Annotated in this window: 13 protein-coding genes and 1 tRNA gene; 12 read left to right on the top strand and 2 right to left on the bottom strand. The window is 72.8% G+C overall.

Annotated elements, in window-relative coordinates; all coding sequences use genetic code 11:
- The first annotated feature begins 16 nt into the window (after positions 1 to 16).
- The 10 genes from IEQ44_RS04805 (at position 17) to IEQ44_RS04760 (ending at position 7,557) form a co-directional block, all read left to right on the top strand.
- Positions 17 to 679, top strand: a complete 663-nt coding sequence (locus IEQ44_RS04805; RefSeq protein ID WP_193637271.1) for a MazG nucleotide pyrophosphohydrolase domain-containing protein — start codon at positions 17 to 19, stop codon at positions 677 to 679.
- A gap of 23 nt (positions 680 to 702) precedes the next feature.
- A complete protein-coding gene (locus tag IEQ44_RS04800) occupies positions 703 to 1,668 on the top strand; it encodes an exonuclease/endonuclease/phosphatase family protein (RefSeq protein WP_193637270.1) in 966 nt (321 codons plus the stop codon).
- 112 nt (positions 1,669 to 1,780) lie between these two features.
- Positions 1,781 to 3,058, top strand: a complete 1,278-nt coding sequence (gene eno / locus IEQ44_RS04795) for a phosphopyruvate hydratase (RefSeq protein ID WP_193637269.1) — start codon at positions 1,781 to 1,783, stop codon at positions 3,056 to 3,058.
- A 21-nt stretch (positions 3,059 to 3,079) separates the two neighbouring features.
- Positions 3,080 to 3,748 (top strand): FtsB family cell division protein, encoded by a 669-nt coding sequence (locus tag IEQ44_RS04790; protein WP_193637268.1) that lies wholly within the window; start codon positions 3,080 to 3,082, stop codon positions 3,746 to 3,748.
- Between the two features lie 16 nt (positions 3,749 to 3,764).
- On the top strand, positions 3,765 to 4,325 hold the full coding sequence (locus IEQ44_RS04785) for a DUF501 domain-containing protein (RefSeq protein WP_193637267.1): 561 nt from the start codon (positions 3,765 to 3,767) through the stop codon (positions 4,323 to 4,325).
- A 4-nt stretch (positions 4,326 to 4,329) separates the two neighbouring features.
- Entirely contained in the window at positions 4,330 to 5,259 is a 930-nt protein-coding gene (locus IEQ44_RS04780; protein ID WP_319804502.1) for a Ppx/GppA phosphatase family protein, read from the top strand.
- Between the two features lie 169 nt (positions 5,260 to 5,428).
- Positions 5,429 to 6,289: a uracil-DNA glycosylase gene (locus IEQ44_RS04775; protein ID WP_319804501.1), complete on the top strand. Its 861-nt coding sequence runs from the start codon at positions 5,429 to 5,431 to the stop codon at positions 6,287 to 6,289.
- Positions 6,290 to 6,370: 81 nt separating this feature from the next.
- On the top strand, positions 6,371 to 6,901 hold the full coding sequence (locus tag IEQ44_RS04770; RefSeq protein ID WP_193637265.1) for a glycine cleavage system transcriptional repressor: 531 nt from the start codon (positions 6,371 to 6,373) through the stop codon (positions 6,899 to 6,901).
- Entirely contained in the window at positions 6,898 to 7,467 is a 570-nt protein-coding gene (def, locus tag IEQ44_RS04765) for a peptide deformylase (RefSeq protein WP_193637264.1), read from the top strand. The genes IEQ44_RS04770 and def overlap by 4 nt, the downstream gene beginning before the upstream one ends.
- A gap of 16 nt (positions 7,468 to 7,483) precedes the next feature.
- Positions 7,484 to 7,557 (top strand) — tRNA-Leu (locus tag IEQ44_RS04760).
- Between the two features lie 55 nt (positions 7,558 to 7,612).
- On the opposite strand, the gene IEQ44_RS04755 is transcribed toward IEQ44_RS04760, so the two are convergent.
- Positions 7,613 to 8,584 (bottom strand): zinc-binding dehydrogenase, encoded by a 972-nt coding sequence (locus tag IEQ44_RS04755; protein WP_193637263.1) that lies wholly within the window; start codon positions 8,582 to 8,584, stop codon positions 7,613 to 7,615.
- A gap of 217 nt (positions 8,585 to 8,801) precedes the next feature.
- Here IEQ44_RS04755 and IEQ44_RS04750 point away from each other — a divergent pair, with 217 nt between their 5' ends.
- Positions 8,802 to 10,676, top strand: a complete 1,875-nt coding sequence (locus tag IEQ44_RS04750; protein WP_193637262.1) for a hypothetical protein — start codon at positions 8,802 to 8,804, stop codon at positions 10,674 to 10,676.
- 83 nt (positions 10,677 to 10,759) lie between these two features.
- Complete coding sequence (locus tag IEQ44_RS04745; protein ID WP_227486897.1) at positions 10,760 to 11,656, top strand: Bax inhibitor-1/YccA family protein; 897 nt, start codon at positions 10,760 to 10,762, stop codon at positions 11,654 to 11,656.
- 102 nt (positions 11,657 to 11,758) lie between these two features.
- On the opposite strand, the gene IEQ44_RS04740 is transcribed toward IEQ44_RS04745, so the two are convergent.
- Complete coding sequence (locus IEQ44_RS04740) at positions 11,759 to 12,766, bottom strand: SGNH/GDSL hydrolase family protein (RefSeq protein WP_193637261.1); 1,008 nt, start codon at positions 12,764 to 12,766, stop codon at positions 11,759 to 11,761.
- Positions 12,767 to 12,788: the final 22 nt, after the last annotated feature.

Below are 12,788 nucleotides of genomic sequence, written 5' to 3'. Positions count from 1 at the left end.
CGAGGCGGGTGAGCTCGTGACCGGCCCCGAGGAACGCTCTCCACTCCTGGAGTTCGCCGACCTGATGCGTCACCTCCGCACGGCCTGCGTGTGGAAGGCCGAGCAGACCCACGAGAGCCTGGCCCGCCACCTGGTGGAGGAGACCCACGAGGCGCTCGAGGCGATCGAGGTCGGGGTGCAGACCGGTGACTGGTCCTCGTTGCGCGACGAGCTCGGCGACGTGCTGCTGCAGGTCTACTTCCACGCCGTCGTGGCCGAGGAGCGCGGCGCGTTCACCCTCGACGAGGTGGCGGCCGGCATCCACGCCAAGATGGTGCGCCGCAACCCGCACGTCTTCGGGCCGCAGGCAGGGCAGGACCTGACCCCGGCCCAGGTCGACGAGCTCTGGCAGCAGGCCAAGGCGGCCGAGAAGGCTGCCGAGAAGGTCGGCGGGGACGGTGCCGGGTCCGAGGGCGACGACCCGACGGCGGGTCTTCCTCCCGGCCTGCCCGCATTGCTGTGGGCGCGCAAGGTCGCCGACCGGGCCGCGCGCACGCAGCGTCCTCTCGACGCGCGCCCGGCGACCGACGCGTCGGTGGGGCAACGCCTGCTCGACCTGGTGCTCGAGGCCCGAGCCGCCGGCATCGACCCCGAACGCGCCCTGCGTCGAGCCGTGCGCGACCGTCTCGACGCCCGGTGAGGGGTGGCCCTGTGGCGGGTGCGGTGACCCGAAGGCCCCAGAGGCTGCGGGGTGTGTGGTGGTCCGCCGCGACGGCCGTGCTGGTGGTGTCGGTCGTGCTGGGCGTGAGCGCGCAACGCACCCCGGCCGGCCCCGACGGCGACCCCGCCGCCGTGGTCACACCGGGACCTGTGCCGGCGTTGCCCGGCCGCGTGGTCGACACGGTGGGCGTGGCCTCCTACAACGTCCAGTGGCGTACGCCCCGGGCGCGGCTGCGCGCCGACCGGGACCGGCTCACCGCACGTCGGGGTCTCGACCTCATCGGCTGGCAGGAGACCAACTCGTCGCAGTTCCGTGAGCTCGACGCGCGCTACCGGGCGCGCGGCTGGGAGACCTGGCGCTGGGAGGGGCCGCGCGAGGAGGGGCCGGCCGCGCTCGCCCTCTCGTGGCGCACCAGGACCTTCGAGCTCCTCGACGTCGACTGGGTCCACGTCGACGGGGCGCGGCGGGGCCTCGCCGAGCCCCATCCGCCCCGCTGGGTGGTTCGCGCCCGGTTGCGCCACCGGGCGAGCGGACAGACGTTCACCCTGCTCAACACCCACCTCGCCCATGCGATCGAGCAGGGGGAGGGCTGGCGGCCCGGCCCCAACGCCCGCAGCGCCAGGAAGCACCTGCGGATCCTGGCCCGGCTGTGGCGCTCGACGCCCGGCGACGTCCTGCTCAGCACGGGCGACTACAACTTCGACCACCGCGACGACTCCCGGGCCCGGCCCGCCGGTGGCATCAGTGACCGGTTCGACGGCCTGGCCACCTCGTCCTTCGCCGCGCTGGGCCACGAGCACGTGCTGCCCACCCACACCTCGCGCTGGATCGACTACGTCTTCGTGGCCGACCGCAGCCTGCGTGAAGGCTCGGCCGGCGCCGCCCAGCTCGTCGACCACCGGGTGCTCGAGGGGTTCCACTCCGACCACCGACCCCTGGTCGTACGCCTGCGGCTCTACGACCGGTGACGCTGCGACGCCGAGGCACCCGTGACCATGGGTCGACGGCCTCACGGGCTCCGCCCGCGACGGCGGATAGGCTGACCCCGCCCAGCCCACGAACCCTGTAGGAGCAGTCACGATGGCAGCCATCGAAGCAGTCGGCGCACGCGAGATCCTCGACTCACGCGGCAACCCCACGGTCGAGGTCGAGGTCCTGCTGGAGGATGGCTCCTTCGGCCGTGCCGCCGTCCCGTCCGGTGCCTCCACCGGCGCCTTCGAGGCGGTCGAGCTGCGCGACGGCACCGACCGCTACCTCGGCAAGGGCGTCGCCAAGGCCGTCGAGGGCGTCATCAGCGAGATCGGTCCGGCCATCGAGGGCCTCGACGCCGACGACCAGCGCCTGGTCGACGAGACGATGCTCCAGCTCGACGGCACCCCCAACAAGTCCAAGCTGGGCGCCAACGCCATCCTCGGTGTCTCCCTGGCCGTGGCCCACGCCGCGGCTGAGTCGGCCAACCTGCCGCTCTTCCGCTACGTCGGCGGCCCCAACGCCCACCTGCTGCCCGTGCCGATGATGAACATCCTCAACGGTGGTGCCCACGCGGACACCAACGTCGACATCCAGGAGTTCATGATCGCGCCCATCGGTGCCGCGACCTTCGGTGAGGCGCTGCAGCAGGGCACGGAGGTCTACCACGCCCTCAAGTCGGTGCTGAAGAAGCAGGGCCTGGCCACCGCGGTCGGCGACGAGGGTGGCTTCGCCCCCGACCTGCCCTCCAACCGTGCCGCGCTCGACCTGATCTCCCAGGCCATCGAGTCCACCGGCCTCAAGGTCGGCTCCGACATCGCCCTGGCGCTCGACGTCGCCGCCACCGAGTTCTGCGAGAACGGCTCCTACACCTTCGAGGGTCAGCAGAAGTCGGCCGCCGAGATGAGCGCCTACTACGCCGAGCTGGTCAGCTCCTACCCGATCGTCTCCATCGAGGACCCCCTCGACGAGGAGGACTGGGAGGGCTGGAAGACGCTGACCGACCAGATCGGTGCCCTCACCCAGCTCGTGGGCGACGACCTCTTCGTCACCAACGTCGAGCGCCTCCAGCGCGGCATCGCCGGCGGCCAGGCCAACGCCATGCTGGTGAAGGTCAACCAGATCGGCTCGCTGACCGAGACCCTCGACGCCGTCGACCTCGCGCACCGCGCCGGCTACCGCAACATGATGAGCCACCGCTCCGGCGAGACCGAGGACACCACGATCGCCGACCTCGCCGTCGCGACCAACTGTGGCCAGATCAAGACCGGTGCCCCGGCCCGGTCCGAGCGCGTGGCGAAGTACAACCAGCTCCTGCGCATCGAGGACCACCTGGGCGACGCCGCGCGCTACGCCGGCGCGGCCGCGTTCCCGCGTTTCAAGGGCTGACCGGGAGACAATCGTCTCCTGATGACCCCACGACGTTCCGCCCCCACACCCGGGGGCACCCGGCGACCCGGCCGGCGAGGCGCAGCCTCGCGGGTCCGGGTCGCTGCGGCGTCCGCGGCCGAGACCATCGGGAGCACCCGTGCGGTCCCCGGCCCGGGGCGTACAGGCCACGGGCGTACAGGCCACGGGCGTACGGGACCGGGGCGCACGGTCGCGAGCAGGCCTCCCGCCGGGCCCCGTGCCCGACCCACCGGCCGGGCCGCGATCCTGCTGATCGTGCTCCTGGTGCTGGGTGTCTCCTACGCGTCCTCGCTGCAGGCCTACCTCGACCAGCGCGCCACCATCGAGGCGACCAAGGCCGAGATCGCCGCCTCGGAGCGCGCCATCGCCGAGCTCGAGCGCGAGAAGCGGCGCTGGCAGGACGACGCGTTCGTGAAGGCGCAGGCCAGGCAGCACCTGGGCTACCTGATGCCGGGGGAGACCGGCTACCAGGTGCTCGACGAGAACGGCGAGCCGCTCGCTCCCGTGGCCGACCTCGCCGACCCCGACGAGGTGATCAAGGAGCAGCCGACCGCGTGGTGGGAGGATGTGTGGAGCTCGGTGGAGCTGGCGGGCAACCCGCCGCCCGAGCGCCCGGACGCTCCGAGGGTGATCGACGGCGTGAAGCAGAGCGAGCAGGAGAAGCAGTGATCGAGCAGGGCAAGCAGTGATCGAACCAGCCGACGTCGACGCGATCGAGCGGCAGCTCGGGCGTACGCCCCGCGGCATCGCGGAGGTCGGCCACCGGTGCCCGTGCGGCAACCCCGACGTGGTGACCACCGAGCCGCGCCTGCCCAACGGCACGCCGTTTCCCACGACCTACTACCTGACCTGCCCCAAGGCCGCCTCACGCATCGGCACGCTCGAGGGCAGCGGCCTGATGAAGGAGATGCAGGAGCGGCTCGGCACCGACCCCGAGCTGGCCGCCGCCTACCGCGCGGCCCACGAGCGCTACCTGGCCGCGCGCGCCGAGATCGGGGCTGCCGCCGGGCTCGACGTGCCCGAGATCGAGGGCATTTCCGCCGGGGGCATGCCCGACCGCGTCAAGTGCCTCCACGTGCTGGCCGGTCAGTCGCTGGCCCAGGGTCGCGGCGTCAACCCGTTCGGCGACGAGGTGCTCGACCGGCTCGGTGAGTGGTGGGCCGACGGCGCCTGCGTGGAGCCCTGCGCGCCCGGGGCCGCGGCCGACTCCGACGTCGTTGCCGACGCCGACGTCGCGGGGGAATGACCCGGTGGGGGCGCCGATCGCGGCGATCGACTGCGGCACCAACACCATCAAGCTGCTGATCGGCGACCTGCCGGAGGTGTGGGTGCGCGAGACCCGGATGGTGCGCCTGGGCCAAGGCGTCGACGCCACCGGTGAGCTGCACCCCGACGCGCTTGAGCGGGCGTTCGCGGCCCTCGACGACTACGCGCTGCTGCTGCGTGCCCACGACGTGCCACCGGAGCGGATCCGGTTCTGTGCCACCTCCGCCACCCGCGACGCCTCCAACGCGGCGGTCTTCGCCGCCGGCGTGGAGCAGCGGCTCGGGGTGCGCCCGGAGGTGATCCCCGGCGCAGAGGAGGCCGAGCTGGCCTACTCAGGGGCGATCCGCGGGCTGGCCGACGACGTGGTGCACCCCGTGCTGGTCATCGACATCGGTGGGGGGTCGACCGAGCTCGTGCTGGGCGGCCCTGACGGGCCCGTCGCCGCGCACTCCGCCGACATCGGGTCCGTACGCCTCAGCGAACGGCACCTGCACTCCGACCCGTCCGCGTCCGACGAGGTGGCGGCCTGCGTCGCCGACGTGGAGCGCGCCCTCGACGAGGCGGTCGAGCGCGGCGTCGACATCGCCTCGGCCGCCACGGTGGTGGGCATCGCCGGCACCTGCACCACGATCGCGGCGGGTGTCCTCGGGCTGGCGGCCTACGACCCGGAGGTGGTCGACGGAGCGGTGCTCGACGTGGGCGCCGCCCGCCAACTCTGCGGGGAGCTCGTGGCGATGACGGCCGACGAGCGGCGCGCGCTCGGCTACATGCATCCCGGTCGAGCGGACGTCATCGACGCCGGTGCCCTGGTGATGGAGCGGATCCTGGCCCGGGTCGGGGTGGAGTCGTGGCGGGTCTCCGAGGCGGACATCCTCGAAGGGATCGCCTGGTCGGTCCACCGACGGTTCAGCTGAGTCGGTCCACCGACGGTTCAGCTGAGTCGCTCCGCCCTCCCCACCCGCCCGCCTGCCCGCCCCCGCCACCCCGCGGACGTCATACGGAGGGTGCGTCCCAGCGCTCCGTCCGTATGACGCCGTGGAGCCAGAGGGGAGTGGGGCCGGGGGAATGGGGAATGGTGGCCCCGTGCCCACCCCGTCGCCCGTGCCGCTGCCGCACCCGCTCACCGGTGAGCTCTTCCCCTCGCCGGTGCCTGCCGGCACGGGATGGCCCGAGGACCCCGCACCCGCCGGCACCCGGGTCGCTCGCTCGGCTGCGGGCGTACGACGTCTGGCTGCGACCGCGGACCTCGGCGAGGTGGAGGCGCGGGTCAGCGTCTGCGCGGCGTGCCCGAGGTTGGTGAGGTGGCGCGAGGACGCGGCGCGCGAGAAGCGGGCCTCCTTCGCCGACCAGCCCTACTGGGGGCGTCCGATCCCCGGTTGGGGCGACCCCGAGCCGCAGATCCTGGTGGTCGGGCTCGCGCCCGCGGCCCACGGCGGCAACCGGACCGGTCGGGTCTTCACCGGCGACCCGAGCGGCGACTGGCTCTTCGCAAGCCTCCACCGCGTCGGCCTGGCGATCCAGGAGACGTCGCGCCACGCAGGTGACGGGCAGCGGCTCGTCGGGACCCGGATGGTGGCGCGGGTGCGCTGCGCCCCGCCGGAGAACAAGCCGACTCCCGCCGAGCGCGACGCCTGCGCGCCATGGATCCAGCGCGAGGTCGCGCTGCTGCTGCCGACCGTACGTGTGGTGGTGGCGCTGGGTGCCTTCGGCTGGGGCGGCGCGTTGGAGGCGTTGGACGGCGCCGGCGTGGCGGTGCCCCACCCGGGGCCGAAGTTCGGGCACGGCGTCGAGGTGGAGATGTCCGGTCCGGCGGGGCCGGTGACGTTGGTCGGCTGCTTCCACCCGTCGCCGCACAACACCTACACGCGGCGCCTGACCGCGGAGATGACCGACGAGGTCTTCCTCCGGGCGCGTGCCCTGGCCGACCTCGGCACGTCCTCGTGAGGGGTGGTTGCCGGCAGCGGCGACGATGACGTCCGCGTGCCGCTGTGACCGCCCGGCGGGGAGGGAGGGACAATGGCCCGCATGACTGACGCAGGCACCCTCCACGCCATCACCGTGCTGGGCCACGACCGGCCCGGCATCATCGCCTGGACCACCGACCGCCTGGCCTCGCTCGGCCTCAACATCGAGGACACCTCGATGACCTTGCTGCGCGGCCACTTCGCGATGACGCTGGTCTGCGCCGGTGCCGCGACGGACGACGAGATCGCCGCCGCCCTGGCCCCGCTCGCCGAGGACGGCTCGCTGACGGTCACGGTGCGCGAGGTGCCCCACGAGGGGCCGCACGCTCCCGCCGACAGCCAGTGGTTGCTGACCGTCCACGGTGGCGACCGCGCCGGCATCGTCTCCTCCGTCGTCGCCGAGGTGGCCCGTGTCGAGGGCAACATCACCGACCTGACCACCCGTCTCGCGGGCGAGCTCTACCTGCTGGTCGCCGAGGTCTCGCTGCCGCCCGGTGTCGACACCGAGGCGCTGGAGGCCGCCATCAAGTCCGTCGCCACCGACCTCGGCGTGGGCGCGACGCTGCGCGCCGTGGAGGCCGACGAGCTGTGAGCACCCCCGAAGGGTTCAACGAGCGCGTCGCTGCCTGGACACCGGACGAGCTCGGGGTGACCGGCCGTGTCCTGGAGGTGGTGACCGCCCCGGCCACCGTGCTGTCGAGCGACGGCGCAGGCGTCGACCCAACTGATCCCGAGGTCGTCCAGCTGGCAGCCGACCTGGTCGCCACCATGCGCGTCTCCCCGGGGTGCGTCGGGTTGGCCGCCCCGCAGGTGGGCGTCGGCGCCAAGGTGTTCTGCGTCGACGTGTCGCAGCACCCCAAGACGCGTACGCACCACGGGACGTACGTGCTCTGCAACGCCGAGGTCGTCGAGTCGAGCCGCAACGAGAAGGCCCGCGAGGGCTGCATGAGCGTGCCGGACCTCACCGGCGACGTGAAGCGGGCCAGCCGGATCCTGGTGCGTGGTCAGCTTCCGGGGTCGGGGGAGTGGGTCGAGATCCGCACCGACGCCTTCGAGGCCCGGTGCCTGCAGCACGAGATGGACCATTGCAACGGGTACTTGTTCCTCGACCGGGTGGCGGGTGCCCACGCGATCTACCAGCGCCAGACCTACCTGTGATGGTCTGACGCCAGCAGCCCCCGTGTCCCAATCGGCAGAGGAAGCCGTCTTAAAAACGGTTCAGTGTGGGTTCGAGTCCCACCGGGGGCACCCGTACGTCCGCCCGCGCGCCGCTGTCGGCGCGAGGGCGGACCGGGGTCGAGGTTCAGGGCTTGAGCAGCACCTTGCCCAGACGGCCCGGCCGGGCGCTGGCCTCGGCGGCGGCCGCCATCTCCTCGAGCGGGTGCACCGAGTCGACGGTGAGCTTCAGCGTGCCGTCCGCGATGCGCGTCATCAGCTCCTCGAAGGCCGCCCGGCGCTCGTCGCCGGTGAGCTTCACCTTGCTGCCCCAGAAGCCCTTGACGGTGACCTGCTTGAAGAGCACGTCGCCGACGTTGAGCTCCAGGGTGTTCGAGGCCATCGCCCCGAAGACCACGAGCAGTCCGTCCTCCGCGACCAACGACAGCACCTGGCCGGCGGCCGCGCCACCGATGGAGTCGACACCTGCCTTGATCGGGGCGCCCCCGGTGACGGACTTGACCTGCTTGCGCCAGTCGTCGGAGTCGGTGGAGACCACGTTGCCGATGCCCTGCCCGGCCAGCTCCTCGACGGCCTCCGCACGGCGCACCAGGCCGACCACGTTGATCCCGCGCGCGGCGGCGAGCTGGGCGACGTAGCGCCCGACGGCACCGTTGGCGGTGTTCTGCACCATCCAGTCGCCCTCCCCGAGTCCGAGGGAGTCGAGCAGGGTGAGGGCGCTGAAGGGCATCGAGTAGATCTGGGCCGCGACCTCGTCGGGCATCTCGTCGGGCACGGGCACGACTCCGGCCGCGCTCGCGGTGAAGTACTCCGCCCAGGTCCCGAAGGCGGCGCCGGTCGCGACCCGCTGCCCGACCTCGAGGTGGGTCACGCCCTCACCGAGGGCGTCCACCACACCGACCGCCTCGGTGCCCGCGCGGGCCGGGAGCTCGGGCTTGTAGCCGTAGAGGCCGGCGACGGTCATCAGGTCGTGGTTGTGGATCGCCGCCAGCAGCGTCCGGATGCGCACGTGACCCGCCTTCGGTTCGGGAAGCGGGACCTCTTCGACGGCGAGGACCTTCCCGGGGTCGCCGAAGGTGGAGTGGACGAGTGCGCGCATGTGAGGCCTTCCGGGTGGTGTGCAACAACGGGTGTGCGGTGTCAGTGCCGCCTCCCCGATCCCACCACACCGGTGGTTGCCAACGCGCATGGTGCGGAGCGCACAATCCGGAGCGTCTGCGCCGTCGGAATCAGTGGCGCAGGACACCCAATTTCCGGGGTGACCACTCGAGGGGTGCGTCGCTAGCCTGAGCCGGGCCGATCGGGGGAACTTCCACATGCAGCGTCAGCGAGAGACCGCCGGGGTCGCCCTGGTGGCGTTCGTGGCCGTGGTGCTGGCCAGCGTGGGCGTGACGGTGCCGACGGGGCCGGACGCGGTGGCCGCCGACGTCGTCGTGCAGCCGTGGCCGGGGCAGCAGGCCACGAGGCCCGCCGACGTCCAGGCCGAGCTCGGCACCGACGTCGGTGGCATCTCCTACCGGGCCGGCAGCTCGGCCTCGGGCGACGTCATCTGGGCAGTGGACGACCGGGAGGGTCTGCTCCACCGACTCGTGCGGCGCGACGGCGCCTGGCGCCCCGAGCGCGCCAACGGGTGGGCAGGCGGCAAGACCTTCAGGTTTCCCGACGGCAAGCGGCCCGACGCGGAGGGACTGGTCGTCACGGGCGGCAATGCCTGGGTCTCCACCGAGCGCGTCTTCGACGGTGCCACGCGCCCGAGCATCCTGCGCATCGGGTTGGCGGGCACCTCCTCGACCCTGGACCAGGTGAAGGAGTGGTCGCTGAGGTCGGAGTTCCCCGACATCGGGTCGAACGTCGGGCTGGAGGCCCTCGACTTCGTGCCCAACTCCTTCCTGGTTGCTCATGGATTCCATGACGCGTCGCGGGGCCGTGCCTACGACCCCGCGGCCTATCCGACCGCGGTGGGTGGTGGCGTCTTCTTCGTGGCAGCCGAGGCGGCCTCGCTGAACGGCCAGGTGCGCGGCTACGTGCTCAGGAGCGACGGGACCGCCGTCCGGGTCGCGACGATCACCAACCCGATGCGGTTGGTGATGGCCCTCGACTTCGACGCCCACGCCGAGACGCTGTGGCTGGCCTGCGACGACGACTGCGGTGGGCAGTACGCGGCAGCCGAGATCCGCGACGGCCGTTTCGTGGTCACGGCCGTGCACGCGCGCCCGACCGGGTTGGACAACCACAACCACGAGGGCTTCACCGTGGCGCCCGGCAGTCGGTGCGCCGACGGGTGGCGACCGGTCTTCTGGGCCAACGACGCCAACAACGGTGGGCACGCGCTCATCGAGGGGACCCTGCCGTGCCCGGCGACGCCCGCTCCTTCCCCGGCCCCGACGTCGACCGCGGCCCCCACGGCGACCCCGTCACCCACGCCCAGTCCCGTGCCCACCAGTCCCGCGCCCACCAGTCCCGCGCCAACGCTCACGCCGTCGCCCACGCCCACCACGACGCCCGTTCCCGCCCCGACCCCCACCCCGACGGCGGTCCCGACGGCGACCGCCACCCCGACGACGGGTCCCCGGCCGACGGTGACGGCCGAGCCCACGACCTCACCCGCGCCCACCACCCCGTCCGAGCCGGGTGTGGTGCCGTCGCTCACCGTCTCCGCACCGCGGGTCCAGGCCGGACGTGCCGCCACGGTCCGGGTGCAGGTCAGCGCCCCGGGCCACGTGCCGTCCGGCCGCGTCGAGGTGGTCGTGGGCGGGCGTACGCTGCGGGGCACCCTCGCCGAGGGCAGCGCCCGGGTGCGCGTGCCCCGGATGCGCCGGACGGGGCGCCGCGCGGTGGCGGTGGCCTACGGGGGCGACTCGCGCACGACCGCCGCAGAGGCTGCCGCCTCGATGCGGGTGGTGAAGGCGCGGACGCGACTGGTGCCGCGCACCAAGCGCGTCACGGTGCAGCGCGGGTCCAGGGCCCGTCTGGTGGCCCTGGTGCGGGCCAACGGACTGCCGGCGCGCGGCCGGGTACGGGTGAGGGTGGGCCAGCGGTGGGTGCGCGCCACCGTGCGCCGCGACGGCCGCCGGTTGATCGTGCGTACGCCTCGCCTGCGGGCCCGCGGCAGGGTCGCTGTCGTCGTGCGCCAGGCATCGACCGCGTCGACGACCCGGGCGCGCGTCGTCTTCCGAGTTCGCCTGCGCTGAACTCGTCGGTCCCGGCGGGAACGCTGAACTCGTCGGGAACTACTGGGGCACCTACGGCGTTGTGTTCTGCAAGACCCGTAGAGTTGACGAAGACGAACGCGGTCAGCCAGACCACGTCCGAGGCCTCCAAGGAGAGACCACACATGCGCAGCAACAACCCGGTGTTCAACCGGTCCGAAGCCTTCAGCGGCCAGACGGGCCACGCCCAGTCGCCGTACGGCCAGGCGGATCCCTACGGCCAGTACGGTGACCCCGCCGGCTGGGCGACGGGCACCTCCGTGCCGCAGACCCCCACCGACCGCATGACCATCGACTCGGTGGTGCAGAAGACGGGCATCACGCTCGGCATCACGATCCTCCTCGCGATCGCCACCTGGATCTGGGCCGGCGACCCCGCGTCCTGGACCGTGGCCCAGGCCAACAACGTGACGCTGGTGGCCATGGGCGCCGGTGGTCTCGCCTTCCTGCTCTCCATGGTCAACTCCTTCAAGCGGGTCGTCAGCCCGCCGCTGGTGATGGCCTTCGCCGCGGCCGAGGGTGTCGCCCTCGGCGCGATCAGCAAGTACTTCGACGCGATGTTCCCCGGCGTCGTCAGCGGTGCGGTGCTCGGCACCATGGCTGCCTTCGCCGGTGTCCTGGCTGCCTACAAGTTCTTCGACATCAAGCTGAGCGACAAGTTCAAGCGCGGCGTCACCGCCGCCATGTTCGGCATGGTGGCCCTGAGCCTGGTCGCCCTGGTGCTGAGCTTCTTCGGCGCCAATTTCCTCAGCTTCGACTCGGGCTTCGGCCTGATCTTCTCGATCGTCGGTCTGGCGCTCGGTGTCTTCATGCTGATGATGGACTTCGACTTCGTCGAGCAGGGCATCGCCGCCGGCCTCGAGGAGCGCTACTCCTGGACCGCGGCCTTCGCGATGCTGGTCTCGCTGGTCTGGATCTACACCAACCTCCTACGCATCCTGGCCTTCTTCCAGCAGGACTGACCCGCAGGAGACCACTCCCGCAGTGCCTCCGGAGCCCCGCCCCGACCTCGGTCGGCGGCGGGGCTCCGTCGTTCCCCGTCCGGCGCCCTGCGGCGTCCGGGTTCAGGGCACGTCGACGGGCGAGGGGGTCTCCGCCTCGGGGGTGTGGGCCATGCGCCGGTGGCGCAGCTCCACCCAGCGTCCGCGGATCGCGCGACGGCTGCCGGTGAGCTCGACCGGGTCGAGCTCGGTACCGGCCTGCTCGGCTGCCTCCACCGCGGCGGCGGCGGTCGGACGTACGCCCTCCCCGCGCTGCGCGGCGGGCAGCAGCTCGTCGGGTGCGCCGAGGCCGAGCGCGGCGAGCGTCGCCGGCAGGAGCACGTCGGCGCACGCGTGGTAGCCCTCGGGGGACGGGTGGAACTTGTCGGGGCCGAAGAGCTCGGCCGGGGCCGCGTCGAACTCAGGGCCGAGGATGTCGCCGAGCGAGACCGTACGTCCTCCCTCGTCGAGGACGACGATGGCCTGGGCGGCGGCCAGGCGACGCGACCAGTGCCGGGCGATCTGGCGCAGCGGGGGGAGGATCGGACGGATGGTGCCCAGGTCGGGGCAGGTGCCGACGACGACCTCGACCCCCGCCGAGCGGAGGCGGCGGACCGCCTCGCCCAGGTGGCGCACCGACGCGGCGGGGCGCACCATGTGGGTGACGTCGTTGGGTCCCACCAGGATCAGGGCCAGGTCGCAGGGTGCCTCGAGGACTCGGTCGACCTGGGAGTGCAGGTCGGAGGACTGTGCCCCGATGACCGGGAAGGAGCGCAGGTGCACCCGACGGTCCGCGGCGGTCGCCATGCCCGAGGCCCAGTAGGCGCCCGGGGTGTGCTCCACCTGGTCGACGCCGTAGCCCAGCGCGGAGGAGTCGCCCAGCAGCGCGATCTGCAGCGGCGGCCCCGGTCGCCCCCGGCCGTAGTAACCGGTGGCGTCGAAGGAGGGCCTCGTGGCACGCCCGATCATCTTGCGCGCGGCGAGGGCCTCGGCCACCAGCACGCCGTAGAGGGCCGCGCCCAGCACGGAGAGGCCTCGGCCCCCGTACGCGGCGGCAGAGGCCAGTCGTCGTGCTGCGGACGCCTTGCTCACGCAGGGGAGTCTAGTGAGTTCA

The sequence above is a fragment of the Nocardioides malaquae genome (assembly GCF_015070385.1).
GTDB classification, from domain to species: Bacteria; Actinomycetota; Actinomycetes; order Propionibacteriales; family Nocardioidaceae; genus Nocardioides; species Nocardioides malaquae.
This window is presented reverse-complemented; position numbering and strand designations above follow the sequence as displayed.